Genomic DNA, 26,842 nt, shown 5'->3' on the forward strand with positions numbered 1-26,842 from the left:
TCTTTCCCACACGTTCGGGTTAAACAGCTTGTTCGATCTGTTCATCCAGCAGTTGTGGAATAATATCGGCAGCATCCCGGGAAAGTTTACGTCTTTTTACTGCGCGGGATGGAGGCTGACATAAACTACAGGCGAAGCTGCCTGCAGGTTGATGAGCATGGGTAATAAAATTGCCGTCGCAGCAGTTGCAGCGAGACAGTTCAAGCATTCCGCTCTCAACAAAACGCACCAGCGTCCATGCGCGGGTCAGCGCCAGCAGAGGGCCTTCTTCCTGCTGTGGGCATTGTTCAAGGTAAAGTTTGTACGCTTTGATCACGGCGTCAACGCCGCTACACAAACCGGTTTTGAGAAGATACTGCCAGGCATTACAGAACATGGAAGCATGAATATTCTGCTCCCACGTCATAAACCAGTCGGTAGAAAACGGCAGCATGCCTTTCGGCGGGGGACTACCACGTAACTCTTTGTACAGTTTGATGAGACGACCACGGCTCAGCTGAGTCTCGCTTTCCAGCATTTGTAAACGAGCACCCAGTGTAATCAGCTCCATGGCCAACTGTATGTCACGCGCTTCCTGAACAATGCTTTTCTCGCTCATTGCTAGGCCCTTTTCTTACGGGCTACGTCATCAGGCTGGCTGATTTCGTTAAGCAAGCGAGTGGAAAGAAGAATACCGGTATGGATCTGTTGAAGATCGTCCACACGGGATTCCTGCGTCAGACGCGTTATTGTCTGTGAATCATCGAAACGGAACTGGCAAACCAGTTGATTCGTTTCAGCCAGTTTAACCATCTGCGGGAGGGTTAAGCCGCCCAGCATGGTTGCCATTTCTTCGTTAATACCCAGACGAAACATCGCGGACGCCTTGTCCTGACTAATCAAACGCTGCGCGAGCAGTAAATACGACAAATTGATGTCATAGATATGTTTTAGCAACTCGGATGTATGCATTGTTCCCATCCCGAATAACCAACTATTATTTTTATGCGGAAAGACCGCACCCCGTGATGTCGCCGGGAAATCACCCGGTATAAAAAAGAAAAGGCTAAATGCATAGTTGAATTTAGGTTTGTATTCACTGAAACCGTAAGAGAGAAACCGCGAATGCGTCTCTTACATGATTTATCATTTCTTACAAATAACTAAGATTTTTCCTAATTCGACGCAAACTCTACTCGTCAGTTTTGACACATACAATCCAGCCACCCTCAAATTTAAAAAAAATGTGATCCACGTCACACAATTTAAGTGAATATGACCCATAAATCCATCAGTATGACTTGTAATTTGTTCAATATTTAGCCAATCGGTACTGTTTTGTATTCTTAATTGACGAATACTCATGCAGAAGGGTGATCCGAACTGGCATGCAACGTGCTTTTCATACCGTAAGCGCCGCGCGGAAACATTTACATCAGGCCCCTCTCCTGGAAACATTTTTCTTACCGTGAAAAAACATATAGTTATGCAGGTAGCACAAAAAAGATGTTTCAGGACGTGATCATTCGAAATGAGTTTGTAACGGGTCAAAACGATTTAACAGTCAAGGCGTGAATTTGTGTGATTTACGTTAAGTTGTTAATTTTTTTCATTTAGGCGCATTTTTCAGTTATTCTTCTTATAAGAATAATTAATGAATAATTATGATAAGCTTCACACTAATGTCGTAATCTGCTCTTGCAGAACCGGAGATTTCGCGGTAAAGGTGGTTAAAAGCTGTCTTTCAGACATCAAAGGAGTGCGCCATGAGTTACTCCCATCTTCTTGTTTCCGTTGCAGTTTCCCCCGAAAGCCATCAGCTTGTCGCCCGGGCAGTTTCCATTGCCAGACCCCACAATGCCCGCATCAGCCTCATCACGCTCGCCGCTGAGCCGGAAATGTATAATCAGCTGGCCGCACCCATGCTGGAGGATATTCGCGAGGTTCTGCAGGAAGAAACGCAGCAATTTCTGCGCGAATTAGTGGAAAAGGCACAATATCCTGTTTATGAAACTGTTATTGCGACCGGGGAACTTAACGCCCATATTCTCGATATGTGTCGCAGACAAAATATAGATTTAGTGATTTGCGGGAACCATAACCACAGCTTTTTATCGCGGGCAGCCTGCGCGGCGAAATCTATTGTCGCGTCGAGCCAGGTCGATGTGCTGTTAGTGCCGCTTGGGGGGCATTAGCCCCCCAGCAGTAAATCAGGCGAGTTTAGGGAAGGTCGCGATCTTTTTTTGCAGATCGCCTTCATGGCTTTGCGGAGCGATATTCCGGAGATCCTGAATAAAACGCGCCTGCCAGTGGTTAATATCGTTCTTCCGGATCGTCTCCATCATGTCAGCATGGCGGGAAATACGTTCCGTGAGCGGCATTGTCAGGGCGCGATTCAGCGCGTTCGCCACGTCATCCCTGTCGTAAGGGTTAACGATGAGCGCCGACGTGAGCTCATTTGCGGCTCCGGCAAACTGGGAAAGCACCAGAACACCCGGGTCGGCAGGATCCTGGGCCGCCACATACTCTTTCGCCACCAGGTTCATCCCGTCACGCAGCGGCGTGACCAACCCAACGTCCGCATAGCGGAAGACCTTCATCAGGATCTTACGGTCAAAATGCTGATTCAGGTAAAACAGCGGCGTCCAGCCCAGCTGGCCGTAGCGGCCATTAATGCGGCCTGCTTCTGTCTCCAGCTGATGACGAATATCCTGATAGGCCTGAACCTCACCGCGCGACGTCGGCGCAATCTGGGTATAGCGAATTTTCCCGTGATGCTGCGGGTATTTATCCAGCAGCGTTTCATACGCCAGGAAGCGTTCCGGCAGCCCTTTGGAATAATCAAGGCGCTCAACCGAGAAGATATTTTTCACGTGCTTGAGTTCATTCTTAAGCTGCGCCAGCTTCGGCGGCAGCGGCCCGGAAGCCTGCTCCGCGATTTCGTCAGGTTCAATCCCTATTGGATAGACCTCAGTGTGGAAGGTTTTTCCCCACGCCGTATGGGTTTTCCCGCCTTTGGTCACCAGACGCGCTTTGCCAGACACGGAGTCAAGGAACGCGAGGCGGTCATTTTCGGTCTGGAAGCCCAGCAAATCGTAATCACACAGCGCCTCCAGCAGCTCTTCATGCGGCGGCAGCGCGGTAAAAATTTCCGGCGTCGGGAAAGGAATGTGCAGGAAGAAGCCAATCCGATTATTCACCCCCCTCTTTCGCAGCTCTCTCGCGAAGGGCAACAGGTGATAATCGTGGATCCATAAAATATCGTCTTCCTCTATTAATGGCAGCAGTTTATCCGCCAGCAGCGCATTTACGCGCGAGTAGCCTTCGAAGGATTCACGCTGGAATTTGACCAGGTCAAGACGATAGTGGAACGCAGGCCACAGGACGGCATTTGAGAACTGCGAGTAATACTCGTCATAGTCTTTCTCTTTCAATGCAAATGAAGCCCACGTAATGTTTCCGCGCGTCACCTTGTTGAGCGGTTTCTCTTCTTCACTGATTTCTCCACTCCAGCCAAACCACAGCCCGCCAGCGGCTTTTAAGGCACCTAACACCCCTACCGCCAGGCCACCCGCGCTGGCTTTTTTATCATCCGGCGGTGCGATTCGGTTAGAGACGACGACTAAGCGACCCATAATGGTTTCCCCCTTTGCTTTGCGCTATTTGTTGTTGTTGCTGGTTAGCGATGTCAGATATCCACTGCCAGACGCTGGCGACATCCGCCAGTCGCCATTCGGCAACCGTGTCACCAGGCCCCACCTTGACGGCGATCCCTCCGGCCTGATTCACCACGCGAAACCCGGCCTCGTCGGTCAGGTCATCCCCAATGAAAACGGGCGTTCGCCCTTTGAAAGGCGGCGACGCCATAAACGCGGCGATGGCCGCGCCTTTATTAATCCCTTTCGGTTTTAACTCTACGACGCATTTGCCGGGCTGCAACGCCAGCTGTGGATGGGCATCCGCAACCGTTTGAGCCAGCGCCAGTACGGCCTCCTCATGCTGCGGCGCCTGACGATAATGCAGGGCAAAGGCCATGCCTTTGGCTTCCAGCTCGGTGCCAGGCAGCGCTTCCAGCGCAGCAGAAAGCTGCTTCTGGAGCGTTTGCGTGAGTGCGTCAGGGAGTGAAACGATATGCGTGTGATCATGGATGTCGCGGCGCTCCGCTCCGTGTACACCGGCCAGCGGAAAGTGGTAAGGACTGGCGAGCGTATCCAGCTCGGCCATTGAGCGCCCTGATATCAATGCCAGTGCTCCCTCGTTCATGAGCGAGAGCTGATGCAAATCCTGTAACACCGCATCCGGAATAGACACCTGGTCAGGGTGCGGTTTTATCCCGGCGAGCGTGCCGTCGAGATCGAAAAAGAAAGCATAGTGTCCGGGCAGTACAGGCGGTGCGGTTAACATGTCAGCCACCCTTTTCCTCCTTACGGTTTACGAGAGGTAAACGCCTTTACCTCTTTCATAGCCATGTAAGTATAGACAGTGTGACGTCGCTCGCCATTTGACAACCGCCCCGCCAGTAAAACTGGCGGGGCGGTTAAGGGGTCAACTATGGTTATAAGTTGAGCAATAAAAGACGGAAAAAAGGGTTACAGGGTACGCTTCGCTTTTTGCTTGTAACGGTCGAAAATCACCGCTGCCAGCAGGATCAGACCACGAACCACGTACTGCGAGAACGGCGAAATGTTCAGCAGGTTCATGGCGTTCTCCACCGTGCCTAAAATCAGGATACCGGCCACCACATATGAGATTTTTCCGATGCCGCCCTTGAGGGAAACGCCCCCTAAAACGCAGGCCGAAATGACGATCAGCTCGTAGCCAATAGAGGTCATCGGCTGGCCGCTGGTCATACGCGAAGCCAGGATAATCCCCGCGGCGGCAGAAACCAGCCCTGAGAGCACGAAGATAATAATCTTGGTTCGCACCACCGGTACCCCGGCCAGACGGGCGGCCTCTTCGTTACCGCCAATCGCCAGGGTATTGCGGCCAAAGGTGGTCCGGTTGAGCAGGAAGCCGAACAGGATCAGGCAGGCCACGGTCAGCCAGATTGGCGCAGGCAGCCCCAGCCAGTTGGCGTAACCCAGGGTAAAGAAGCGCTCGTCTTCAATCCCCACCGCTTTACCGTCGGAGATGATATAGGCCAGCCCGCGGACAATTTGCATCGTCGCAAGCGTGGTGATCAGGGCGTTAATCTTCAGGCGTGCGATAACAAAACCGTTCACCAGACCGCTGATGACGCCGAGTAGCAGACCGGCGAGAACGCCAATCCACAGGCTCTCCGTCATGTTGATCACCACTGCCGTCGTGACGCCCGCACAGGCAATCACCGACGCCACCGACAGGTCAAAATCGCCGGAGGCCAGGCAGAACAGCATCCCGCAGGCCACCATCCCGGACATGGAAATGGCCAGCCCCAGCCCCTTCATATTAATGAAGGTGGCAAAGTTAGGAACAAAGATCGCGCAGGCGAGGAACAGTGCGGCAAAGACCACCAGCATGCCGTACTGATCCCAGATACGTCCAAAACTCAGCGCCGACTTCGACTTCGGCGCTCCGGATGTAGTAACAGAGGACATCATTAACTCCTTACTCAGGCGACAGCCTGGCTGACTTTAGGCATGGCGAGGTTCAACGCCTGTTGTTCATTCGCCTGTTCATGAAGCAATTCACCGGCAATTTCGCCTTCACGCATCACCACAATGCGGTCGGCCACGCCAAGCACCTCCGGCAGATCGCTGGAGGCGAAGAGCACCGCCACGCCGCGTTTTGCCAGCTCATAGATCACGTTATAAATCTCGTGTTTTGCCCCCACATCGATACCGCGCGTCGGCTCATCCAGCAAAATGACCTTCATATCTTCCGACAGCCAGCGGCCTAAAATCGCCTTCTGCTGGTTTCCGCCTGATAGATTCATGATCAGCTGTTCCGGACCCGGCGTTTTGATATTCAGCGAGCGAATATGGTGGTCGGCGTTGCTCGACTCCCAGCCATCGTTTATCAGGCAGCCTGCGCGAATAAACTTGCGGCGAGCGGAAATATTGATGTTGTCGCGTACCGAATGTACCGGAATAATCCCCTCGGCTTTACGGTCTTCAGGGCAGAGCATCATGCCCGCCCTGATTGCGTGGGCCGGTTTCTGGATATCGACCCGTTCACCATCAATAGAAACCAGCCCATCGGTAATGCGGGTACCGCCGAACAGGCCTTTCATCAATTCACTGCGCCCCGCACCCACCAGACCAAACAGGCCGACAATTTCGCCGCTGCGAACGGATAACGAAATCGGCGTGCGTACGCCCGGCGCTTTGACGCTGTCCAGACGCAGGCGTTCAGGGCCGTACTGACGCGGCTGCCAGTGATAAATATCACCCAGCTCGCGTCCGACCATCGCCTGAACAAGCTGGTCATGGTTAACCTGCTGCATGTCGGTAAAGGTGCGCACATAGCGCCCGTCTTTAAAGACGGTGATGGCGTCGCTCAGGGCAAATATCTCTTCCATGCGGTGCGAGACATACAAAATCGTACGGCCTTCCTGACGCAATTCGCGGATCACGCGGAACAGATTTTCAATTTCACGCGCAGAGAGCGAACTGGTGGGCTCATCGAAGGCGATAATTCTGGCGTTACGCGCCAGCGCCTTGGCAATTTCAACCATCTGCCACTGGCCGATGGAGAGATATTTCAGCGGCGTCTGGGGATCGACATCCAGACCCAGGTGTTTAAGCTGCAGCCCCGCTTCATAATTAAGTAGCGAACGATTTACCACACCGCCTTTGTGCGGGAGCTGTCCTAAATAGATGTTTTCCGCCACGGTCATCTCGGGAATGAGGTGCAGCTCCTGATAGATGATCGCCACCCCGGCATTGAGCGCCGCCGTGGTATCGGCAAACGCCACCTCTTCGCCGCGAATGGCCAGCGTGCCGGTCGTAGGCGCGTAGTTGCCGCTGAGGATCTTCAACAGCGTGGATTTCCCCGCGCCGTTTTCCCCCATCAGGGCGTGAACCTGGCCGGCATAGCAGTCGAAGCTGATATCGGTCAGCGCGTTAACACCGGGGAAAGTTTTCCCGATGCCGCGAAAAGAGAGATACGGATCAGACTGTCGCATAACGTCTCCGTGATTCCTGTAGTGTGTACGTCTGGCCCCTCACGATGCATGAGGGGCACAATCACAGCGTATTACTTACCGCCCAGCCCTTTTTTCGCCAGCTCCTCTTTGAAGTTGTCGCGGGTAATCAGCACCACGTCGGTCACTTCGGTAAATTTCGGCGGTTCGGCCCCTTTGGTTACCCAGTTGTAGAGCATCTCACTGGATTTGTAGCCGTGAACGTCCGGGCTCGGCAGCAGAGAACCGTAGAAGCCGGTAGCCTGCGCTTTGGACAGCTCGCTGACGGCGTCAACGCCGTTGATGCCAATCCCGATCACGTCAGGCGCTTTGAAGCCCTGGCCTTCCGTCGCGCGTACCCCGCCCAGCACGGTGTTGTCGTTCATGCCGACCACCAGCCAGTGTTTGACCTCCGGATGCTGGACCAGCATAGAGTTCGCGGCGTCGAAAGCGCCCGGGATATCGTTGGATTTGGTTGGGACTTTATAGATCTGTTTTTCCGGGAAGCCGGCCGCTTTCAGCGCATCCATTGAGCCGGTAGTACGACGGCGGGCGGTGTCCAGTTCGTCAGCCGTGATAGCCATTACCGCGGTCTCTTTGACATCCCAGCCGCGCTTTTGCATCTCTTTATAGAGTTCCTGGCCCTGGCGTTCGCCGATTTTGGTCGCCGCCATCATGACCAGCGGGACGGTGTCCATCGGCTTGCCTTTGGCGTTAACGAACTGATCGTCAACCGCGATGACCTTCATATCGTAACCGCGCGCTTTCGCCGCGATTGCCGACCCCAGCTTTGGATCCGGAGTACAGATAACGAAACCTTTTGCACCGCTGGCCGCCAGGCTGTCGATGGCGTTCAGGGTTTTTTCGCCGTCAGGCACGGCGATTTTAATGACTTCAAAACCTAAATCTTTCCCGGCTTTATCTGCGAATTTCCACTCAGTCTGGAACCAGGGCTCTTCTGGCTGTTTTACCAAAAAACCGAGTTTTAAATTCTCAGCGATAGCGGATTGTGACATAACGGCAGCCAGACCGATGGCCGCCAGCGCTTTAGTAAATTTGTGCATGGTAAACTCCAGCTTTAGCAATCTTTTCTGTAGGGAATAAGTGCGTGCTTCTTATTTAATCGGACTTAAAACAAGGCATTAGCGCTTACCTCGTCATAAGCGTTATTGCTGGTGATAGTTTTAGCGGGAAATTAATCATCCATAAGAGAGCCCCATCACACCGCAGAATTACAGTAATTGCGTACATAAATTCAGCGAAAAATGACATAAAAAAGGCAGAATTTGTCAGACAAATAGAAGAGGGTTAAGCAGAATTATCCATAAGATTAGCCAAGATATCCCTGATGCCTCTCAGCGGACAAAACGGCACCTGGCGTTAAGGGGTTCAACATGTTTTTCATCACGAATGTACAACGCACCTGAAAAAACGTTATTCCGCAGAATTTGATTTAGCGCAATTTTATTGACACATCATATATTCGAAATGATTAATCCGTATTTTTCCTTTTCCCGGAGTAATATTCCAACTTAATATTTTCGAAAGAGTAACAGTGTGCCCTCAAGATAAAAACCGTTAATTATTAGGCCATTAAGTCACATTCAATTCATGGCGAGCTAATTGTATTTCTGTACTATATTAAACTTTGTAATGTATGGTAAATATAGTCTGATTAAGAGTTTTCTTAGACCCAATACAAGGGTATGCTTATTTATATCGAACACAGGAAGTGAATTTCGGTCGACTTCGGTCACGGCAGAATGTCTATTTCTGCTCTTCTCTTCGTATTTGCCTGGCGCTCAGGTTACGCAACGGACATCACGTCCCACAGTCAATAAGGATATGAGTATGGCTACCCAAACGATGATGCAAAAACTTAATGCGCAGATGAACCTTGAGTTCTACGCCTCGAATCTGCACCTTCACTTAAGTGCGTGGTGTGCCGAGAATAGCCTTACGGGGTCTGCCACATTCTTTCGCTCTCAGGCGCAAAGTAACGTCACCCATATGATGCGTGTCTTTAACTTTCTGAAAGCCGCAGGGGCAAATCCTGTCGTTAAAGCCCTTGATGGGATCAACGAAAACTACTCTTGCCTGGAAGAACTGTTTCAGAAAACGCTTGAAGAGTACGAGCAACGCTGCAGCACGCTCAGCAAACTTGCCGATGAAGCCAAAGCGCAGCAGGATATTACAACGCTCAAATTCTTACGCGATATGGACAAAGAGCAGCAGCAGGATGGAATGCTGCTGAAGACGCTGGCGGATGAGATCCATAATGCGCAGCAGGCGGGTTTATGTCCTGAGCAAACCGACCGTCATCTGCTCGACATTGTGGCGGTCCAGCACCATTGAGTTTTGGCCTGCTTCCGTCCCGGGGAGCAGGCCCCCCTCCCATCTCCAACCTTCTGCTTTTGCTGAAATTTAACAAATCAGATCTGGCTCCCAATGATTAACCACACAACGTGTGATGATTTATTTAGTTACATAATCATTGACGAGGGAGCATCATGATCACCATTGAGTTTGTTGTCATTCTCCTCTGCCTGCTGACGGGTACGCGTTTCGGCGGTATGGGGCTTGGGTTAATCAGCGGTATTGGTCTTTTTATTTTATGTTTTGTCTTTGGTCTGCAACCGGGTAAACCGCCGGTTGACGTTATGCTGACCATCCTTGCGGTGATTGGCTGTGCGGCTACGCTGCAGACTGCGGGCGGCCTCAACGTCATGATGCAGTTTGCCGAACGTCTGCTGCGCAAACACCCGCAGCACATCACCCTGCTCGCCCCTTTCACCACCTGGATGCTGACCTTTCTGTGCGGCACCGGCCATGTGGTCTACACCATGTTCCCCATCATCGCGGATATCGCCCTGAAAAAAGGGATCCGCCCCGAGCGCCCCATGGCCGTGGCGTCGGTCGCGTCACAGATGGCGATCACGGCATCCCCCGTATCCGTTGCCGTTGTGTCGCTGGTGTCTATCCTGGCGGCCCAGCATGGGATCGGCCACGCGTGGGGGATCCTGGAAATTCTCGCCGTGTCGGTTCCCGCTTCGCTCTTCGGCGTAGCCATTGCGGCCCTGTGGAGTTTACGCCGTGGGAAAGATTTGGCTGACGACATAGAGTTTCAGGAAAAGCTGAAAGACCCTAAGCAGCGCGAGTTTATCTATGGCGGGACCGAGACGTTAATGAATCAGCGTTTCCCTAAACAGGCCTACTGGTCCACGTGGATTTTCTTTGCCGGTATTGCCGTGGTCGTTTTGCTGGGGGCATTTCCGGAACTGCGCCCCGCCTTTGAAGTGAAAGGCAAAATGACGGCGCTGTCGATGAACCTTGTCATTCAGATGATGATGTTAATTGCGGGCGCCGTGATGCTGATGGCCTGTAAGGTTAATGCGTCGGCCATTTCCAACGGCGCGGTGTTTAAGGCCGGTATGGTCGCGATCTTCTCGGTGTTCGGCGTGGCGTGGATGAGCGATACCTTTTTCCAGGCGCATCTCGACGAGTTAAAGCTGGCGCTGGAAGGCGTGGTGAAGAGCCACCCGTGGACGTATGCCATTGTGCTGTTTCTGGTGTCAAAACTGGTGAACAGCCAGGCGGCTGCGCTGACGGCCGTTGCGCCAATGGGTCTCATGCTCGGCATCGACCCGAAAATGCTGATCGCCTTTTTCCCGGCGTCCTACGGCTATTTTGTCCTGCCGACCTATCCAAGTGATTTGGCCTGCATCGGCTTTGACCGTTCAGGCACCACCCGCATCGGCAAATTTATCATCAACCACAGCTTTATTCTGCCAGGGCTGATTGGGGTAAGCTGCGCGTGTGCGGCGAGCTACCTGCTGGTCCAGACGTTCTTTTAACCGCTTCAAAGGGCGACACGTGCCGTCGCCCCTACCCCTGCTTTAGTGGGACTCACCCTGCGGCGTGAATCGCAGCTCAATCAGCGCGATAGCTTTCTGGATCGCACGAAGCGTAACCGGGTCAGCGGCAGCAGGATGGCTGGCGAAATCGATGTTTTTCAGCTGCGTAGACATCTTCTCGCGCACTTCAACCGGCGCAATCACGTCCAGAACATCAAGGATTTGTTTGATAACCAGCTGACAGGCGACAACGTCAGAGACCAGTTCCTGATCGGCGCTCAGGTTTTGTGACATGGGTTTTCTCCTTATTTAAAGGCCGCCATAGTAGCAAAACACGCCCCCTGACATCTTCCCTTCGTCGCCTGCAGGTACAAAAAAACCCGCCGAAGCAGGTTTTTTTAATCAGAACATGGCGCCTGGCGGCACGTCTTTGAACGTGCGGCAGTAATTGGCCCACATGCTTTTCAGGATTTTGCGCAGTTTCACGATGATGCTCCATTAACTTGTTATACAACTTTATTGTCAACGTGCTTATAATATGACCATTATCACAAAAATCAATCATTTTGTGATACTCATCACATTTTTATGAGGGATTGGCCTGATAGCACTCCCCTCTGACCCGTTGCGAAGAGTGAGGGCAGATTGTCCGGCTATTCCAGGCATTGCAGCGGGCATCTGCGGGTACGATAAGGTATTTCCATCCACTCAGAGCGAACCATGAAAAGAGTCATTGTAGCCGGCACAATCCTGCTGCTCGCGGGGTGTAGTATCAACCGCCAGGCTGAAGTCAGCAGCCTCGACGCGCCGAACGGCATCGTCCGCCTCGATTACGGCCAGGCAGCGCTGCAAAATGCGTATTCCGATGAGTATGTGAATAACGGCACGGCGGCAAAAGCGTGTCAGAGCATGGGGTATGCCACCGCTTCAGCCTATGGTCAGCCCATCAAAACCTGTACCCTGACGAGCGGCTCTTTGTGCCTGAACGAGAGCGTGACTATCCAGTATAAATGTATGGGTTACGCCGTTAACCCTAAGTCAAATAATCCCTGGTATTAATCAACGCTGCCAGCGCTTGCTGGCAGTATATTTCATTACGAACAAAAACAATTCTCATTAATAAATTATAAAAATCGCCAATGCGTTTTATTCCCATTCGTATTTTAAATAAATAAAATAAAAATTTTACGTTTTGCAAATAATTAAATAACAAATTATAGTGTCGCTCATTGTGAACCAGAAATAATAATCCGGAGCGTCACCATGCTGAAAACTGAAATGATCGACAAGCTCAACGCACAAATGAACCTTGAGCTTTTTTCATCCCTGCTCTACCAGCAGATGAGCGCCTGGTGCAGCTACCACAGCTTCGAAGGTGCGGCCGCGTTTCTGCGTCGTCACGCTCAGGAAGAGATGACCCACATGCAGCGTCTGTTTGATTATCTTACGGATACGGGCAGCCTGCCGCGCATTGAAACCGTGACGTCCCCCTTTGCCGAGTATAATTCTCTCGATGAACTGTTCCGCGCCACCTACGAGCACGAGCAGCTGATCACGCAGAAAATTAACGAACTGGTTCATGCCGCAATGACCAGCCAGGATTACCCAACCTTTAATTTCCTGCAGTGGTACGTCGCTGAGCAACACGAAGAAGAGAAGCTGTTTAAATCCGTACTGGATAAATTATCTCTGGTGGGTAAATCCGGCGAAGGTCTTTACTTTATTGATAAAGAACTTTCCACTCTCGATACGCAGAATTAATTTTAGCGCGGTGCCGGTTTCCGGCACCGCGTTAATTTACATACACCCGGCGCAGCTGGTGCAGCGCCAGTCATGAGGATTCACCGCCTGGTAAAAATAGCGGTAGCTGGACGTCTCCAGCGGAATACCCACCTCGAAGAACATATCCGTTAACCAGTCGACATTCTCAACGATCCATTCATCTTCCTGTAAGCCTTGCGCAAAGGTTTCGTCTTCAGGATCGATAACCGAGTAGATTGCCCAGGTGCCCATATCCTTTTCACGGCGGGACTCGGGAAGTATCAGGGGCTGGTTCTGCCAGCTGATTATCCAGTGGCCATGGCACAACAGGTTGCCTCCCCGGCTCCATGCCGCGGTGAATGGATTCGCCCCAGCCATAAAACCCTCACTTAATTTGATAATTTATATTTATTGTTTACGTTACGCCGGAATGTCGCCTGGCAACATTGCCCTTATGAAGTAGGCCTGCGCCTAAAAAGGGTCAGAGCGCAAGCAGTTCGTAAATAATTCATTACACTACTTGTAACGGTGATTTGACGAATTACGGCTTTTCCCTTACTCTGCGCCGCAGATTTTGTCGCGGTTAAGCATCGTTGTAGAGGAAAGCGTGAGAAACAGAACCCTGGGAAGTATTTTTATCGTCGCCGGAACGACGATTGGCGCAGGAATGCTGGCAATGCCCCTGGCAGCCGCGGGCGTGGGATTTGGCATGACCCTGCTGCTACTGGGTACGCTCTGGGCGCTGATGTGCTACACCGCCCTGCTGCTGCTTGAGGTTTACCAGCACGTGCCCGCCGACACCGGTCTGGGTTCGCTTGCGGCGCGCTATCTGGGACGCTACGGCCAGTGGATAACCGGCTTTAGCATGATGTTCCTGATGTACGCCCTGACCGCCGCCTACATCAGCGGCGCCGGGGAGCTCATCGCCTCAAGCGTCAACGACTGGTTTGGCTCTGACATCACCCCGGCGACGGGGGCTATCTTCTTTGCGCTCATCGGCGGCGGCGTGGTCTGCGTGGGGACATCGCTGGTCGATCTGTTTAACCGCTTTCTGTTCAGCGCCAAAATTCTCTTCCTGATCGTCATGCTGGTGCTGCTGGCGCCGCACGTGCACAAGGTCAACCTGCTGACGCTGCCGCTGGAAAAAGGGCTGGCGCTCTCCGCTATCCCGGTCATTTTCACCTCGTTTGGCTTCCACGGCAGCGTGCCAAGTATCGTCAGCTATATGAACGGCGATATCCGCAAGCTGCGCCGCGTCTTTGTCATCGGCAGCGCGATCCCGCTGATCGCCTATATTTTCTGGCAGCTGGTGACGCTGGGCAGCATTGACTCTTCAACCTTTATTGGGCTGATGGCGCAACACGCTGGCCTGAACGGTTTTTTGCTGGCGCTGCGCGAGGTCGTCACCTCCCCGCACGTGGAGCTGGCGGTACACCTGTTTGCCGACCTGGCGCTGGCAACCTCGTTCCTGGGCGTGGCGCTCGGCCTGTTTGATTATCTGGCCGACCTGTTCCAGCGTCGCAATACCGCGGCCGGACGGTTGCAGACGGGTGCCATCACCTTCCTGCCGCCGCTCGCTTTTGCGCTGTTTTACCCACGCGGGTTTGTGATGGCGCTGGGCTACGCAGGGGTGGCGCTCTCTATCCTGGCCCTGCTGCTCCCTTCCCTGCTGGCGTGGAAGAGCCGCCGGCAGCATCCTCAGCAGGGATATCGCGTGGCGGGAGGAAAACCGCTGCTGTGCGTTGTGTTTGGCTGTGGAGTGGTGATTATTCTGGTGCAGGTATTGATTGCAGCCGGGATGCTGCCGGAAGTGGGTTAAATAAAAAAAGGGGCTATCATCAGCCCCTTTTTTATTAGTGCAAACAGCAGCTCTTAAACTTCTTCCCGCTGCCGCAAGGACACGGATCGTTGCGCCCGACCTTCGTGCCGTTCACCGTCGGCTTCTTCACTTCCGGCTGCTGCGGGTTGTTAACCCAGTATTGATATAAACGCAGTGCCGCAGGCTGGATGCTTTCGATGCTGGCGATATACTCCTCTTCGGACAGTTCATCCAGCTTTTCGCTGTTCTCTTCCGTCCCGTGCAGCGCAATCACGCCAAGATCGGCCTTCAGGGCTTCCGGCAAGGTTGACCAGTCCGTCAGCGCCACGCCGCGCATATAGCCATAGCACCACTCTTCCACCACGGTATAGCTCTCACCGTCAACGTCGTTATAACCGAACATCGGTTCAAACTGATCCGGGTACTCGCTCAGGCGCTCGGCAATATCGTTCATATGCTTAAAGCAGAGATCGATAAAACGGTTCATCTCACGATCGTTTTTCCAGCGCGGAATGTACTTCTCGCCACCCCACACCGCCACCAGCCAGGCATCTGGCTCAACGACAACAGGACCGGAAAGCACTGCGGTAAGCATGCCGTCCAGTTCGGACACGTCAATTACGGACGCGTCATCATGACCGTAAGACATTAACGTCTCTTCAAGCCACGCCATTTCGCTTTCATTCAATGGGCCTTCAGTCATCGCTGACACTCCTGCAAAAGGAAACGATCCTAACACATATCTCACGCCTCTCCGGGCTGAAGTTTAGGTCTTTATTGCTGCAAAAACGTGCAAACCGTGACCTTTGCACAACTTATGGGCTTTATTGTTAACGATATGTGATCTCCGCTGTAATTTCTTCTCCTCCCGCAAGGCGGCATAACGCGGCGCTCTATACTCAAACATGTCGCATGCCCGTCAATGGGTTAACCATTCTGGCAACGTTTTTGCTTAACGTTCTTCGCGCGCCTCTGCGCAGGGAAATCTCGCCGTAATATGCAGGATGCCGTCTGTATCTTGTTCGTTTAGTGCATTTTGTTCTTGCTCGTGTTTCGGATTGGCTGCGCCGTCGGGCGTTCGGGTTTACGCCGTGGTGCAAAAACCTCTTTGCTAAGGAACATAATAATGTCGCTGAAATTAATCAGAACTCCTCTTTCTCTTGTGTTGGCCGGTTGCCTGGTGACGGCGTTTTCCGCCCGGGCAGATATTGTGATTGGCGTGGCCGGGCCGTTCACGGGTCCGAATGCCACCTATGGCGATCAGTACTGGCACGGCGCAACGCAGGCCGCTGAAGACATTAATGCCGCAGGCGGCATTAACGGCGAGAAGATCAAACTGGTTCAGGGGGATGATGCCTGCGAGCCCAAGCAGGCCGTGGCCGTCGCCAACCGTTTAGTTGACCAGGATAAAGTCAACGCCGTGGTCGGCCATTTCTGCTCCTCTTCCACAATGCCCGCCTCCGAGGTGTATAGCGACGCGGGCATTATTGCGATTACCCCCGGCTCAACTAACCCGCTGATCACCGAACGCGGCATGAGCGATATGTTCCGCATGTGCGGACGCGATGACCAGCAGGGGCAGGTTGCCAGCGACTTCATCATCGACAAGCTGAAAGCCAAACGCGTGGTGATTATTCACGATAAAGACACCTATGGTCAGGGTCTGGCTGACGCCACCAAAGCGGCGCTGGCGAAACGCGGGGTTCAGGATGTGATGTATGAGGGGTTATCTCGCGGTGAGAAAGACTTTAACGCGTTGGTGACCAAGATCGGCGCGCAAAAACCGGACGTCGTGTTCTTCGGTGGCTGTCACCCGGAAGCCGGTCCGCTGGTTCGCCAGATGCGCGAACAGGGCGTGCAGGCGAAATTCTTCTCCGGCGACTGTATTGTCAACGAAGAGATGGTGACCGCCGCGGGTGGCCCGCAATATACCAACGGCATTTACATGACCTTTGGTAAAGATCCGCGCCTTATCCCGGACGGTAAAGCGGTTATCGAGAAATTCCGCGCCGGTAAATTCGAGCCGGAAGGTTACACCCTTTACTCCTATGCCTCCGTACAGGCCATTGCCGCAGCCTTCAAGGCCACCGGCGGCAAGGACTCCGCCAAAGCCAGCGAGTGGCTTAAAGCCAATTCCGTCGACACGGTGATGGGCAAAAAAGCCTGGGACAGCAAAGGCGATCTGAAAGTGTCTGACTACGTGGTTTACCAGTGGGACGACAAAGGCAAATATAAGGAAGTGCAGTAACGGGACGGAGTCACGCTCAACGTCGGCGGGCCTGCCCGTCGGCGCGTAATAAACATCAGGCTGCGCGCATCGCGCAGCCTATAAAACGAGCGCGCTAAGATGAGTACATTCTTCCTGCAACAGTTAATCAATGGCTTAACGCTGGGCTCCGTCTACGGTTTAATCGCCATCGGCTACACCATGGTGTACGGCATTATCGGGATGATCAATTTCGCCCACGGCGAAGTGTATATGATTTCCGCCTATCTCTGCGCCATCGGCCTGGCGCTGCTCTCGTTCTTCGGTCTGCAGTCGTTCCCGCTGCTGATCCTCGGGACGCTGGTGTTCACCATCGTGGTAACCGGTGTGTACGGCTGGACCATCGAGCGTATCGCCTACAAGCCGCTGCGCAACTCCACGCGCCTGGCGCCGCTGATCTCCGCCATCGGGATGTCGCTTATCCTGCAAAACTACGCGCAGCTGAGCCAGGGTCCGCGTCAGCAAGGGGTGCCGACCATGCTGGACGGCGTGATTCGCCTGCATCTGGGCGACGGGTTCGTACAGATAACCTACACCAAAGTGTTTATTCTGGTTGCCTCGTTTGCCGGCATGCTGGTGCTCACCTGGATTATCAACCATACCCGGCTGGGCCGGATGTGCCGCGCGGTACAGCAGGATCGTAAGATGGCCTCCATTCTGGGCATTAACACCGACCGGATTATTTCGCTGGTCTTTGTGATCGGCGCGGCGATGGCCGGTCTGGCAGGCGTGCTGATCACCATGAATTACGGCACCTTTGATTTCTACGTCGGGTTCGTGATCGGCATTAAAGCCTTTACCGCGGCGGTACTCGGCGGCATCGGCTCCCTCCCTGGCGCGATGCTCGGTGGCCTTATCCTGGGCGTGGCGGAAGCCCAGTTCTCGGGCATGGTGAACTCGGACTATAAAGATGTCTTTTCGTTCGGCCTGCTGGTCATGATCCTGATTTTCCGCCCCCAGGGCCTTCTTGGGCGCCCGTTTGTGGCCAAAGTGTGAGGAAGAGAATGATGACATCACACGGTTTTTCACTTAAACGCTGCATGCTGGACGCGATTTTTTCCGGGCTGATTGCGCTGATTATTTTCGGCCCCATTGCGGGCGTGGTGCTAGACGGTTACAGCTTTAACTTCGCCGGGCAACGGCTGGCCTGGATGGTCGGCATCGTCATGCTCGGGCGTTTTCTGCTGAGCGCCTTTTTAGGTATCGCCGCGGGCGCCCGTTTCCAGGCACGCTTCGAAGCCGATAGCGCGGGCGTATATGTCCGGCCACCGGAATACAAAAGCCGCATGCGCTGGATTATTCCTCTGGTAATTGCTCTTGCGATTTGCTTTCCGTTTGTCGCCACGAAATATGTGCTGACCGTCGCCATTCTCGGGCTGATCTACGTGCTTCTCGGTCTGGGGCTGAATATCGTCGTGGGTCTGGCCGGCCTGCTGGATCTGGGATATGTCGCGTTCTACGCAATTGGGGCGTACGGTCTGGCGCTGGGATACCAGTATCTCGGCTTAGGTTTCTGGAGCATGCTGCCGCTGGCGGCAATCATGGCCGCCGCCGCAGGCGCCCTGCTCGGTTTCCCGGTGCTGCGCATGCACGGTGACTATCTGGCCATCGTCACCCTCGGGTTCGGGGAGATTATTCGCCTGATACTGAACAACTGGCTGACCTTCACCGGCGGACCAAACGGCGTGTCGGCCCCTCCCCCCACCTTTTTCGGTCTGGAATTTGGTCGACGCGCGAAAGAAGGCGGCGTGCCCTTCCACGAATTTTTCCACCTGACCTACAACCCGAACATGAAGTTTATTTTTATCTACGCGGTGTTGTTCCTGGTGGTGATGCTGGTGCTCTACATCAAGCACCGCCTGACGCGGATGCCGATTGGTCGGGCGTGGGAAGCGCTGCGTGAAGACGAAATAGCGTGCCGCTCGATGGGGTTAAATCATGTTCTGGTTAAGCTGTCGGCCTTTACGCTGGGCGCATCGACCGCGGGCATTGCCGGGGTGTTCTTCGCCACCTATCAGGGGTTCGTGAACCCGACCTCCTTTACCTTCTTTGAATCGGCGCTGATCCTCGCCATCGTGGTGCTGGGCGGGATGGGCTCGACGCTTGGCGTAGTGCTGGCCGCTTTTGTGCTCACCGTAACGCCGGAACTGCTGCGCAGTTTTGCCGAGTACCGCGTCCTGCTGTTTGGCATGCTCATGGTGGTGATGATGATCTGGCGTCCGCGCGGTTTGATCCGCATTAACCGCAGCGGGTTCGCCGTGCGTAAGGGTGTCGCACCATGAACGGAACGATATTACGCGTTGAACATCTGATGATGCACTTCGGCGGGATTAAGGCGCTAAACGACGTCAACCTGGACGTACAGCGTGGCTCAATTACCGCCCTGATTGGGCCAAACGGGGCGGGAAAAACAACCGTGTTTAACTGCCTGACGGGCTTCTACAGGGCCTCCGGCGGAAACATTTTATTTAATACCCGCCATAAAACGACCAACGTTATTCAGGTGCTCGGACAAAAATTCCAGCCGGGAGACTGGATTAACCCCGCGCAGTTCGGGCAGCGTCTTTTCTACAAAATGTTCGGCGGAACGCATCTGGTCAACCGCGCAGGGCTGGCGCGCACGTTTCAAAATATCCGTCTTTTTCGCGAGATGTCGGTCGTGGAAAACCTGCTGGTTGCGCAGCATATGCGCGTTAACCGCAATCTGCTCGCCGGGATCTTAAATACGCCGGCATACCGGCGCGCGGAAAGCGACGCCCTGGACAGGGCCTTCTACTGGCTGGAAGTGGTGGATCTGGTGGAGTGCGCCAATCGTCTGGCGGGAGAGATGTCGTACGGCCAGCAGCGGCGTCTGGAAATTGCGCGAGCAATGTGCACCGGCCCGGAAATGATCTGTCTGGATGAACCCGCCGCCGGGCTTAACCCGGTTGAAACGCATAAGCTCAGCAGCATTATTCGTTTTCTGCGGGATCATCATGACATCACGGTATTACTGATTGAGCATGATATGGGGATGGTGATGGAGATTTCGGACGAAATTATCGTGCTCGACCACGGGGATGTTATTGCCAGGGGAAAACCCGAGCAGATCCAGCATGATGAAAAGGTCATTGCCGCCTACCTGGGTACGGATGAAAGCGAGGTCAACCTATGAGCGAACCGCTGCTGGCATTTCGCGAGGTGGATGTGTTTTATGGCGTCATTCAGGCGCTTAAACAGGTTTCCCTCGAGGTCAATAAGGGTGAAACCGTGGCGCTGATTGGCGCAAACGGCGCGGGTAAATCGACATTGCTGATGTCCATCTTTGGCCAGCCCCGTATTCGCAGCGGACAGATCCTTTTCGGCGGTGAAGATATCAGCCATAAATCCACCCACTACGTCGCGTCCGGCGGCATTGCGCAGGCGCCGGAAGGCAGACGAATCTTCCCGGATATGACCGTTGAAGAGAACCTGCTGATGGGAACCATCCCCATCGGCAGCCAGTTTGCCGCTGAGGATATGCAAACCATGTTCGACCTCTTCCCGCGCCTCAAGGAGCGACGCAAGCAGCGCGCGATGACCATGTCCGGCGGAGAGCAGCAGATGCTGGCGATCGCCCGGGCGCTGATGAGCCGTCCGAAGCTGCTTCTGCTGGATGAACCGAGCCTCGGGCTGGCGCCGATTGTGGTGAAACAGATCTTCCAGACGCTGCGCGAGCTGGCCCGCAACGGCATGACCATCTTTCTGGTGGAGCAGAATGCGCATCACGCGCTGAAGCTTTCCGACCGCGGGTATGTGATGGTTAACGGGCAGATCCGGCTGAGCGGCAGCGGCGAGGAGCTGCTGGGAAATCAGGAGGTGAGGAAGGCGTATTTGGGCGGGGTTTGACTGGCTGATATCAGGCACAAAAAAACCACCTTTCGGTGGTTTCACGACACTGCTTATTGCTTTGATTATTCTTTGTTTATCATGGAACCCGGATGGGACTTGCACCCATATAGCGCGAACGATGAGGATTGTGAATAACGCGTTTTATCACAAAGTTAAGCTATAAGGACTCATTATTGCTGCGTACAGGTAAAACCGCCGTTTATAGTCGGATTACAATTAGTTTCCAGGGTAGGTTTAGGTTGAATACTTTGATTATATGCAGCGCTAGCTGCATTCAGGTTAGCCGCCTTTTGTTGCCATCCTGCTGCCGTACTTTGTGCAATAGCCGCACAATCTGCCGCACTGACCGTAGAAGTGCCCGCCTGTATTCTGGCTTGCATCATTTGAGCCGCTTCCGACCCGCTGGTGAACGTGTCACCGCTCATAGCCTGACATAATTCATAGTCAGAGGCGTTAGGATTATTAGCACATCCCGTCATCACTACTGATAAAAAAGCAGCTATCATTATTTTTTTCATTTTTAATTATCCAATTCTTTTAAAATCTAGAGTCTTTCCCGACAGGGATACGGCTTCTTGTTATTGTAAAATATACATTTTGTTAACTGAAATAGGTGTGTTTCTGGTAAAGACATTCCTTGCCAGGACTTAACCCCGTGAACATAAGACTGACGGTTTGATCCGACAATATAGCGAATCGCCACCAGCAATTATCAAATTAAACGTCTTCTCGCTACGGCTAAGATACATCACTATTATTTTTTTGCGCGAATTAATTAATATTAGAAATGCATTAACTTAAATCAGTTTGATTTGCATCAATTTATGCGAACCGTGTTTCATTCGAAACTTGAAGATACTCGACTAAAACACAACCGTCTTTAAACATGACTATCTATTTAATAAAAAAGGAAAAATGGTTGATGTAGAGTGTACGGGACAGGATTGTCCTTTTCCTGTGGCGAGTCAAGCTGACGAAAAAAGTGAACAGAAATTACAGGCACAAAAAAACCACCTTTCGGTGGTTTCACGACACTGCTTATTGCTTTGATTATTCTTTGTTTCCCATGGTACCCGGAGTGGGACTTGAACCCACACAGCGCGAACGCCGAGGGATTTTAAATCCCTTGTGTCTACCGATTCCACCATCCGGGCTCGGGAAGAAAGTGGAGGCGCGTTCCGGAGTCGAACCGGACTAGACGGATTTGCAATCCGCTACATAACCGCTTTGCTAACGCGCCGTAAAACTTTTAAAACTGACACCCGCTACTGCGCATGTCTTTAATCTGGAGCGGGAAACGAGACTCGAACTCGCGACCCCGACCTTGGCAAGGTCGTGCTCTACCAACTGAGCTATTCCCGCATGTCATCAAGTAAACATCTAACCACTTGATTTCATTATCGTCCGGCTTGCTGTGCCGCCGTTCGATGCGTTGCATTCTACTGATATGACGTTATGAGTCAACGTTATTTTTTGCATCCCCGGATCGTTTGCTGAAAATTACGGCGAAACGATCACTGATCAAGCAAATCCCCGCGCGCAGCGTTCAAATATTGCAGCATGGACCACAGCGTCAGCACTGCCGCCACCCACAGCAGACCAATTCCCGCCCATTCAACCCAGGCGTTCGGACGCCAGAGCATCCAGACCAGCGCCGCCATCTGCGCCGTCGTTTTGACTTTACCAATCCACGAGACCGCCACGCTGCTGCGTTTGCCCAGTTCCGCCATCCATTCGCGCAGCGCAGAGATAATGATCTCGCGGCCGATCATGGTTGCTGCGGGCAGCGTCACCCACCAGGTATGATAGTGCTCGGCTACCAGCACCATGGCGATAGCAACCATCACTTTGTCTGCCACCGGATCGAGGAAGGCACCGAAACGGGTGCTTTGATTCCAGCGGCGCGCCAGATAGCCATCAAACCAGTCGGTGACCGCTGCGATCAGGAAGATCAATGCGCAGGCGAAAGGTGCCCAGACGACCGGCAGGTAAAACGCCAGTACAAAGAAAGGGATGAGTACAACACGAAAGAGAGTAAGCAACGTAGGGATATTAAATTGCATAATGACGGTAACTGTTTGTTGTCAGTAAAATTTAGCTCTATGTTGCTACAGAGCCCTCAATGTTTCAACGAGTAGTAGATCTTTTCTGCCAGCCCTTGCGAAATACCCGGCACTTTTGCAATTTCCTCCATGCTGGCGTTGAGTAATCCTTGCAATCCGCCCATATATTTCAGCAGCATCTGGCGACGTTTTGGCCCCACGCCTTCGATCGTTTCCAGGCTACTGGTGTTTTTCACCTTCGCCCGTTTTTTGCGGTGACCGCTGATGGCATGATCGTGTGATTCATCGCGAATATGCTGGATGACGTGCAGCGCCGGGGAGTCCGGCGGCAGGCTGAAGCCCTCGCCTTCCGGCTCGAAGAACAATGTCTCCAGACCGGCCTTACGATCGGCCCCTTTTGCAACACCCAGCAGCAGCGGATGGTTTTTATCCCAGCTGACATCAAGCGATTCAAATACCGCTTTCGCTTGGCCGAGCTGCCCTTTCCCGCCGTCAATCAGGATCACATCCGGAATTTTGCTCTCTTCTATGGCTTTACCATAGCGACGACGCAGCACCTGATTCATGGCCGCATAGTCATCGCCCGGCGTGATCCCGGTGATGTTGTAGCGGCGATACTCGGCGCGCAGTGGGCCATTCGCATCAAACACCACGCAGGAGGCCACCGTCTGTTCTCCCATCGTGTGACTGATGTCGAAACACTCCATCCGTTTCACTTCCGGAAGCTTCAGCAGCGTCGCCAGGGCCGTTAAACGCTGGTTGACCGTCGACTGCTGCGACAGCTTAGTGGTGAGTGCCGTCGCCGCATTGGTTCGCGCCAGCTTAAGATAACGTGCACGATCGCCGCGCGGTTTGGTTTGTACATTCACCCGGCGGCCCGCCAGTTCAGAGAGCGAATCGGCCAGCAGGGTTTTATCGTCAAGATTAAAATCGAGCAGGATCTCAGAAGGCAGCGTGCGCATCTGGCTTCCCTGCAGATAGAACTGGCCGACAAAGGTTTCCACCACTTCACCCAGTGCAGTACCGCCGGGTACTTTCGGGAAATAGCTGCGGCTGCCGAGCACTTTGCCCTGGCGAATAAACAGCACGTGCACGCAGGCCATCCCGGCGTCAAAGGCTACGCCGATGACGTCGAGATCGTCACCGGTATTCGAGACAAACTGTTTCTCAGTGACTCTGCGCACCGCCTGGATTTGGTCGCGGATACGCGCGGCCTCTTCAAACTCGAGTGCGGCGCTGGCTTTTTCCATCCGCGCGATCAGCTGCGTTAAGACCTGATCGTCTTTTCCGGCTAAGAACAGGCGCACATAATCCACCTGCTGGGCATACTCTTCTTCACTTACCAGCCCTTCCACGCAAGGCCCCAGGCAGCGTCCAATCTGGTACTGCAGGCACGGGCGAGAGCGGTTACGGTAAACGCTGTTTTCACACTGGCGGATAGGGAAGATTTTTTGCAGCAGCGCCAGCGTTTCACGCACGGCATAGCCGTTAGGGAACGGCCCGAAGTATTCTCCCTTAGCGTGTTTTGCACCGCGGTGCATCGCGAGGCGCGGGTGGGTGTCGCCGCTCAGAAAAATAAACGGGTAGGACTTATCATCACGCAGCAGGACGTTATAGCGTGGCTGGTAGAGCTTAATATAGTTGTGCTCAAGCAGCAGCGCTTCTGTCTCGGTGTGCGTGACGGTGACATCAATATTCTGAATGAGTGAGACCAGCGCTTCGGTCTTTCGGGAGGCCAGGTTACTGCGAAAATAGCTGGAGAGGCGTTTTTTAAGATCTTTTGCCTTCCCCACGTAGATAACCGTACCGCCAGCGTCATACATGCGATAGACGCCAGGCTGGCTGGTTACGGTTTTCAGAAATGCTTTTGAATCGAACACATCACTCACTGACTTAACAACGTCTCCGCATTACACAAACCGTGCCGGATGGCCAGGTGCGTCAGTTCAACGTCACCATGAATGTTCAGTTTACTGAACATCCGGTAACGATAGCTGTTCACCGTTTTCGGGCTGAGATTCAGCTGCTCCGAGATCTCATTCACCTTCTGACCTTTGGTGATCATCAGCATAATCTGCAATTCACGCTCGGACAAACTGGCAAACGGTGATTCGGTTTTTTCGGGCTCAATCTGACTCAGCGCCATCTGCTGGGCAATGTCGGACGCTATGTAGCGCTGTCCGGCAAACACGGAACGGATTGCATTGACGACTTCCTGCGGCGCAGCACCTTTACTCAGGTAGCCCGCTGCGCCCGCCTGCATCACTTTCGCGGGCAGTGGGTTTTCGGTATGCACGGTCAGCATGATGACTTTGGTATCAACAAAGGTACGCGCGATTTTGCGTGTTGCTTCAAGGCCACCGATACCGGGCATGTTCATATCCATCAGTACCACATCGGCCGAGTTTGTGCGGCACCATTTTACCGCATCTTCGCCACAGCACGCCTCACCGGCAACTTTAATACCTTTAATATCTTCAAGAATGCGTCGTATCCCTGCGCGCACCAGTTCGTGGTCATCAACAAGAAGGACGTTGATCAAAGGAAATGTCTCCAGAATAGGGATAACGCTACTGAGTGATAATTTGGTTTATATTAACGGTTTTCCTCGCAAGATTAAAACGTTAAAAAACCGGCTATTCGATTTTGCTCTCGTTTTTGGAAATTAGGCTGTACAGTCCGTGGAAAGAGAGACCACGCATTCCGCGCTTTTGCAGCTTTTTTTAAGCATCTGTATTCAAAAAGTCACAAAAAACTTGCAGGCTTTTCCTGCAAAAAAACAGTTCTCAAATTTTTGTAACAATAATTAACGGCAAGCGAACCGGGCATAAACAATTAATAGCCTTTCACGGCGGTTTAGTTTACCGGTACGTTCTGTTTACGCAATTAAACATCAACGTAAAAGTACGAAAAACAACCGCTGCATTTTTTGCTGCAGCTTGTGGTATACTCCGCCGCCTTGACTTTCGTCGTCGCGCTTTAGCGCCGTTAAATAATGAGGAAAATAAATGAGCACACCTGAATTTGCCACTGCGGAGAATAACCAGGAACTGGCACAGGAAGTAAACTGCCTGAAAGCACTGCTGACGCTGATGCTGCAGGCGATGGGCCAGGCGGATGCCGGTCGTGTGATCATTAAAATGGAAAAACAAATCGCGGAGATGGAAGACCAGGCTGAATCTGCGGTATTTGCTAACACCGTTAAGCAAATCAAACAAGCCTACCGCCAGTAACAAAAAACGGCTGGATGCAGTGCATTCAGCCGTTTGCTCGTCTGTCACGCAGAACGTATTATCCCGTCAGATCAGTCCCGTTGCCGCCGCGTAGCACGCAATCTGGGTTTTGTTAGGCGCGTTGAATTTCTTCTGCATATTTTTCTGATGAAAGTTAACGGTATTCTCTGAGATAGAGAGAATGATCGCTATTTCCGCTGACGTCTTCCCTTCCGCAGTCCATTTCAGAATTTCGCGCTCGCGTTTGCTGAATTTCATTTCAGGTGGCATGACCATCTCATCTTCAAAACGCACCAGAGAAGTTAAGGCCATTTGCACCAGCATTTGCAACCGCAGTTCTATTTCCTCACGGGCAAACGGCCCTTCCAGTACACTAGTACGGGAAACAGACAGGAAGCCGAGCGCATGATTAGGCAACATCAGACACTGCGTTATTCCCTCGCGTAAACCGTGGTCCTGCGCGCTGTGCCATAATTCCTGCGCGTCAGCGAATAATGCGTCTGTCCAGGGTAAATGACCCTGAATGAAATTCTCCGGCTTTAAGACGGGATCAATAGCGAAATAGTTCGCGGATTGATATTGCGCCATCCACTGCTTTGGGTAAGTGGTATGCACAGAGATCTTAGGCCGGGTAAACGGCACGGGATGGCGCACGCAGAGCGAGTAACAATCGAATTCAAGCGTCTGAGTTTGTCGCTGTAATTCCTGATATACCTCGTCGACACAGGTCAATTCCTGAAACCGGAGGGAGCAATCCCGTCGCCAGGTGAAAAAGTCTGAATCCTTCATACTTACTAAATGAAGCCTCTGAAAAGATAATCATTATTATGGTGAATATAACCTAACACATAAAACTTTTTTCTAACTACAAAATATCGGCATTAGCACAATTAAC

28 protein-coding genes and 3 tRNA genes are annotated in these 26,842 nt (G+C 52.8%); 12 read left to right on the top strand and 19 right to left on the bottom strand.

What is annotated here, in order from left to right; translation table 11 throughout:
* Nucleotides 1–19: 19 nt before the first annotated feature.
* Together flhC and flhD are read right to left on the bottom strand one after the other, a co-directional pair.
* Nucleotides 20–598: a flagellar transcriptional regulator FlhC gene (gene flhC, locus IM317_RS11440; RefSeq protein WP_013096051.1), complete on the bottom strand. Its 579-nt coding sequence runs from the start codon at nt 596–598 to the stop codon at nt 20–22.
* A gap of 2 nt (nt 599–600) precedes the next feature.
* Entirely contained in the window at nt 601–951 is a 351-nt protein-coding gene (gene flhD / locus IM317_RS11445) for a flagellar transcriptional regulator FlhD (RefSeq protein WP_008500415.1), read from the bottom strand.
* A 794-nt stretch (nt 952–1,745) separates the two neighbouring features.
* Here flhD and uspC point away from each other — a divergent pair.
* Nucleotides 1,746–2,174 (top strand): universal stress protein UspC, encoded by a 429-nt coding sequence (uspC, locus tag IM317_RS11450; protein ID WP_033145878.1) that lies wholly within the window; start codon nt 1,746–1,748, stop codon nt 2,172–2,174.
* Between the two features lie 15 nt (nt 2,175–2,189).
* On the opposite strand, the gene otsA is transcribed toward uspC, so the two are convergent.
* The 5 genes from otsA to araF form a co-directional block, all read right to left on the bottom strand.
* Nucleotides 2,190–3,614 (bottom strand): alpha,alpha-trehalose-phosphate synthase, encoded by a 1,425-nt coding sequence (gene otsA / locus IM317_RS11455; RefSeq protein WP_033145879.1) that lies wholly within the window; start codon nt 3,612–3,614, stop codon nt 2,190–2,192.
* Complete coding sequence (gene otsB / locus IM317_RS11460; protein WP_033145880.1) at nt 3,589–4,392, bottom strand: trehalose-phosphatase; 804 nt, start codon at nt 4,390–4,392, stop codon at nt 3,589–3,591. The genes otsA and otsB overlap by 26 nt, the downstream gene beginning before the upstream one ends.
* Nucleotides 4,393–4,568: 176 nt before the next feature.
* Nucleotides 4,569–5,555, bottom strand: a complete 987-nt coding sequence (gene araH, locus IM317_RS11465; RefSeq protein WP_029742191.1) for an L-arabinose ABC transporter permease AraH — start codon at nt 5,553–5,555, stop codon at nt 4,569–4,571.
* 14 nt (nt 5,556–5,569) lie between these two features.
* Nucleotides 5,570–7,084, bottom strand: coding sequence for an L-arabinose ABC transporter ATP-binding protein AraG (gene araG / locus IM317_RS11470; protein WP_033145881.1), 1,515 nt, complete (start codon nt 7,082–7,084; stop codon nt 5,570–5,572).
* 71 nt (nt 7,085–7,155) lie between these two features.
* Nucleotides 7,156–8,145 carry an arabinose ABC transporter substrate-binding protein AraF gene (gene araF, locus IM317_RS11475; RefSeq protein ID WP_003859687.1) on the bottom strand — a complete coding sequence of 330 codons (990 nt, stop codon included), beginning with the start codon at nt 8,143–8,145 and terminating at the stop codon, nt 7,156–7,158.
* 787 nt (nt 8,146–8,932) lie between these two features.
* Between araF and IM317_RS11480 the strand changes: the two genes are divergently transcribed.
* Complete coding sequence (locus IM317_RS11480) at nt 8,933–9,436, top strand: non-heme ferritin-like protein (protein WP_023312270.1); 504 nt, start codon at nt 8,933–8,935, stop codon at nt 9,434–9,436.
* A gap of 155 nt (nt 9,437–9,591) precedes the next feature.
* On the top strand, nt 9,592–10,935 hold the full coding sequence (locus IM317_RS11485; protein ID WP_023312271.1) for an anaerobic C4-dicarboxylate transporter: 1,344 nt from the start codon (nt 9,592–9,594) through the stop codon (nt 10,933–10,935).
* A gap of 42 nt (nt 10,936–10,977) precedes the next feature.
* On the opposite strand, the gene IM317_RS11490 is transcribed toward IM317_RS11485, so the two are convergent.
* Both IM317_RS11490 and azuC read right to left on the bottom strand, forming a co-directional pair.
* A complete protein-coding gene (locus IM317_RS11490) occupies nt 10,978–11,229 on the bottom strand; it encodes a DUF2766 family protein (protein WP_008500405.1) in 252 nt (83 codons plus the stop codon).
* Between the two features lie 108 nt (nt 11,230–11,337).
* Nucleotides 11,338–11,421, bottom strand: a complete 84-nt coding sequence (azuC, locus tag IM317_RS11495) for a stress response protein AzuC (RefSeq protein ID WP_014884364.1) — start codon at nt 11,419–11,421, stop codon at nt 11,338–11,340.
* 234 nt (nt 11,422–11,655) lie between these two features.
* On the opposite strand from azuC, the gene yecR reads away from it, so the two are divergent.
* Nucleotides 11,656–11,994 (top strand): YecR family lipoprotein, encoded by a 339-nt coding sequence (gene yecR, locus IM317_RS11500; RefSeq protein ID WP_023336145.1) that lies wholly within the window; start codon nt 11,656–11,658, stop codon nt 11,992–11,994.
* Nucleotides 11,995–12,198: 204 nt separating this feature from the next.
* Nucleotides 12,199–12,696 (top strand): non-heme ferritin, encoded by a 498-nt coding sequence (gene ftnA / locus IM317_RS11505; protein ID WP_023336146.1) that lies wholly within the window; start codon nt 12,199–12,201, stop codon nt 12,694–12,696.
* 36 nt (nt 12,697–12,732) lie between these two features.
* Here the strand turns inward: ftnA and IM317_RS11510 are convergent, their stop codons facing one another.
* Complete coding sequence (locus IM317_RS11510) at nt 12,733–13,074, bottom strand: hypothetical protein (RefSeq protein ID WP_033145882.1); 342 nt, start codon at nt 13,072–13,074, stop codon at nt 12,733–12,735.
* A 229-nt stretch (nt 13,075–13,303) separates the two neighbouring features.
* Here IM317_RS11510 and tyrP point away from each other — a divergent pair, with 229 nt between their 5' ends.
* A complete protein-coding gene (gene tyrP / locus IM317_RS11515; RefSeq protein WP_033145883.1) occupies nt 13,304–14,515 on the top strand; it encodes a tyrosine transporter TyrP in 1,212 nt (403 codons plus the stop codon).
* Between the two features lie 34 nt (nt 14,516–14,549).
* Here the strand turns inward: tyrP and IM317_RS11520 are convergent, their stop codons facing one another.
* Nucleotides 14,550–15,218 carry a YecA family protein gene (locus IM317_RS11520; RefSeq protein WP_033145884.1) on the bottom strand — a complete coding sequence of 223 codons (669 nt, stop codon included), beginning with the start codon at nt 15,216–15,218 and terminating at the stop codon, nt 14,550–14,552.
* Between the two features lie 423 nt (nt 15,219–15,641).
* On the opposite strand from IM317_RS11520, the gene IM317_RS11525 reads away from it, so the two are divergent.
* The 5 genes from IM317_RS11525 (at nt 15,642) to IM317_RS11545 (ending at nt 20,648) form a co-directional block, all read left to right on the top strand.
* Nucleotides 15,642–16,763 (top strand): branched-chain amino acid ABC transporter substrate-binding protein, encoded by a 1,122-nt coding sequence (locus tag IM317_RS11525; protein WP_033145885.1) that lies wholly within the window; start codon nt 15,642–15,644, stop codon nt 16,761–16,763.
* A 99-nt stretch (nt 16,764–16,862) separates the two neighbouring features.
* Nucleotides 16,863–17,777, top strand: a complete 915-nt coding sequence (locus tag IM317_RS11530; RefSeq protein WP_033145886.1) for a branched-chain amino acid ABC transporter permease — start codon at nt 16,863–16,865, stop codon at nt 17,775–17,777.
* Between the two features lie 11 nt (nt 17,778–17,788).
* Nucleotides 17,789–19,063 carry a high-affinity branched-chain amino acid ABC transporter permease LivM gene (livM, locus tag IM317_RS11535; protein WP_033145887.1) on the top strand — a complete coding sequence of 425 codons (1,275 nt, stop codon included), beginning with the start codon at nt 17,789–17,791 and terminating at the stop codon, nt 19,061–19,063.
* Nucleotides 19,060–19,935: an ATP-binding cassette domain-containing protein gene (locus IM317_RS11540; RefSeq protein WP_033145888.1), complete on the top strand. Its 876-nt coding sequence runs from the start codon at nt 19,060–19,062 to the stop codon at nt 19,933–19,935. The genes livM and IM317_RS11540 overlap by 4 nt, the downstream gene beginning before the upstream one ends.
* Complete coding sequence (locus IM317_RS11545; protein WP_033145889.1) at nt 19,932–20,648, top strand: ABC transporter ATP-binding protein; 717 nt, start codon at nt 19,932–19,934, stop codon at nt 20,646–20,648. The genes IM317_RS11540 and IM317_RS11545 overlap by 4 nt, the downstream gene beginning before the upstream one ends.
* Nucleotides 20,649–20,821: 173 nt before the next feature.
* Here IM317_RS11545 and IM317_RS11550 read toward each other — a convergent pair whose 3' ends face one another.
* From IM317_RS11550 to uvrY, 7 genes are all read right to left on the bottom strand, one after another.
* A complete protein-coding gene (locus IM317_RS11550) occupies nt 20,822–21,169 on the bottom strand; it encodes a hypothetical protein (protein ID WP_126327672.1) in 348 nt (115 codons plus the stop codon).
* A 549-nt stretch (nt 21,170–21,718) separates the two neighbouring features.
* Nucleotides 21,719–21,805, bottom strand: a tRNA-Leu gene (locus IM317_RS11555).
* A gap of 12 nt (nt 21,806–21,817) precedes the next feature.
* Nucleotides 21,818–21,891: transfer RNA gene (locus tag IM317_RS11560), tRNA-Cys, on the bottom strand.
* Nucleotides 21,892–21,937: 46 nt separating this feature from the next.
* Nucleotides 21,938–22,013 (bottom strand) — tRNA-Gly (locus tag IM317_RS11565).
* 152 nt (nt 22,014–22,165) lie between these two features.
* Nucleotides 22,166–22,714, bottom strand: coding sequence for a CDP-diacylglycerol--glycerol-3-phosphate 3-phosphatidyltransferase (pgsA, locus tag IM317_RS11570; RefSeq protein WP_028019572.1), 549 nt, complete (start codon nt 22,712–22,714; stop codon nt 22,166–22,168).
* Between the two features lie 56 nt (nt 22,715–22,770).
* Nucleotides 22,771–24,603 carry an excinuclease ABC subunit UvrC gene (gene uvrC / locus IM317_RS11575; protein WP_033145890.1) on the bottom strand — a complete coding sequence of 611 codons (1,833 nt, stop codon included), beginning with the start codon at nt 24,601–24,603 and terminating at the stop codon, nt 22,771–22,773.
* Nucleotides 24,600–25,256, bottom strand: coding sequence for a UvrY/SirA/GacA family response regulator transcription factor (uvrY, locus tag IM317_RS11580; RefSeq protein WP_013096026.1), 657 nt, complete (start codon nt 25,254–25,256; stop codon nt 24,600–24,602). Before uvrY ends, uvrC begins: the two co-directional genes overlap by 4 nt.
* Nucleotides 25,257–25,722: 466 nt before the next feature.
* Between uvrY and IM317_RS11585 the strand changes: the two genes are divergently transcribed.
* Nucleotides 25,723–25,947: a DUF2594 family protein gene (locus IM317_RS11585; protein WP_008500345.1), complete on the top strand. Its 225-nt coding sequence runs from the start codon at nt 25,723–25,725 to the stop codon at nt 25,945–25,947.
* Nucleotides 25,948–26,013: 66 nt separating this feature from the next.
* On the opposite strand, the gene sdiA is transcribed toward IM317_RS11585, so the two are convergent.
* A complete protein-coding gene (gene sdiA / locus IM317_RS11590; RefSeq protein ID WP_033145891.1) occupies nt 26,014–26,736 on the bottom strand; it encodes a transcriptional regulator SdiA in 723 nt (240 codons plus the stop codon).
* Nucleotides 26,737–26,842 lie beyond the last annotated feature (106 nt).

This window comes from Enterobacter cloacae complex sp. S3, from assembly GCF_014930495.1.
GTDB lineage: Bacteria > Pseudomonadota > Gammaproteobacteria > Enterobacterales > Enterobacteriaceae > Enterobacter > Enterobacter asburiae_B.

Coding starts and splice junctions, on each gene's coding strand:
- flhC (WP_013096051.1), bottom strand. CDS start 598: ATGAGCGAGAAAAGCATTGTTCAGGAAGCGCGTGACATACAGTTGGCC.
- flhD (WP_008500415.1), bottom strand. CDS start 951: ATGCATACATCCGAGTTGCTAAAACATATCTATGACATCAATTTGTCG.
- uspC (WP_033145878.1), top strand. CDS start 1,746: ATGAGTTACTCCCATCTTCTTGTTTCCGTTGCAGTTTCCCCCGAAAGC.
- otsA (WP_033145879.1), bottom strand. CDS start 3,614: ATGGGTCGCTTAGTCGTCGTCTCTAACCGAATCGCACCGCCGGATGAT.
- araH (WP_029742191.1), bottom strand. CDS start 5,555: ATGTCCTCTGTTACTACATCCGGAGCGCCGAAGTCGAAGTCGGCGCTG.
- araG (WP_033145881.1), bottom strand. CDS start 7,084: ATGCGACAGTCTGATCCGTATCTCTCTTTTCGCGGCATCGGGAAAACT.
- araF (WP_003859687.1), bottom strand. CDS start 8,145: ATGCACAAATTTACTAAAGCGCTGGCGGCCATCGGTCTGGCTGCCGTT.
- IM317_RS11480 (WP_023312270.1), top strand. CDS start 8,933: ATGGCTACCCAAACGATGATGCAAAAACTTAATGCGCAGATGAACCTT.
- IM317_RS11485 (WP_023312271.1), top strand. CDS start 9,592: ATGATCACCATTGAGTTTGTTGTCATTCTCCTCTGCCTGCTGACGGGT.
- IM317_RS11490 (WP_008500405.1), bottom strand. CDS start 11,229: ATGTCACAAAACCTGAGCGCCGATCAGGAACTGGTCTCTGACGTTGTC.
- yecR (WP_023336145.1), top strand. CDS start 11,656: ATGAAAAGAGTCATTGTAGCCGGCACAATCCTGCTGCTCGCGGGGTGT.
- ftnA (WP_023336146.1), top strand. CDS start 12,199: ATGCTGAAAACTGAAATGATCGACAAGCTCAACGCACAAATGAACCTT.
- IM317_RS11510 (WP_033145882.1), bottom strand. CDS start 13,074: ATGGCTGGGGCGAATCCATTCACCGCGGCATGGAGCCGGGGAGGCAAC.
- IM317_RS11520 (WP_033145884.1), bottom strand. CDS start 15,218: ATGACTGAAGGCCCATTGAATGAAAGCGAAATGGCGTGGCTTGAAGAG.
- IM317_RS11525 (WP_033145885.1), top strand. CDS start 15,642: ATGTCGCTGAAATTAATCAGAACTCCTCTTTCTCTTGTGTTGGCCGGT.
- IM317_RS11530 (WP_033145886.1), top strand. CDS start 16,863: ATGAGTACATTCTTCCTGCAACAGTTAATCAATGGCTTAACGCTGGGC.
- livM (WP_033145887.1), top strand. CDS start 17,789: ATGACATCACACGGTTTTTCACTTAAACGCTGCATGCTGGACGCGATT.
- IM317_RS11540 (WP_033145888.1), top strand. CDS start 19,060: ATGAACGGAACGATATTACGCGTTGAACATCTGATGATGCACTTCGGC.
- IM317_RS11545 (WP_033145889.1), top strand. CDS start 19,932: ATGAGCGAACCGCTGCTGGCATTTCGCGAGGTGGATGTGTTTTATGGC.
- IM317_RS11550 (WP_126327672.1), bottom strand. CDS start 21,169: ATGAAAAAAATAATGATAGCTGCTTTTTTATCAGTAGTGATGACGGGA.
- pgsA (WP_028019572.1), bottom strand. CDS start 22,714: ATGCAATTTAATATCCCTACGTTGCTTACTCTCTTTCGTGTTGTACTC.
- IM317_RS11585 (WP_008500345.1), top strand. CDS start 25,723: ATGAGCACACCTGAATTTGCCACTGCGGAGAATAACCAGGAACTGGCA.
- sdiA (WP_033145891.1), bottom strand. CDS start 26,736: ATGAAGGATTCAGACTTTTTCACCTGGCGACGGGATTGCTCCCTCCGG.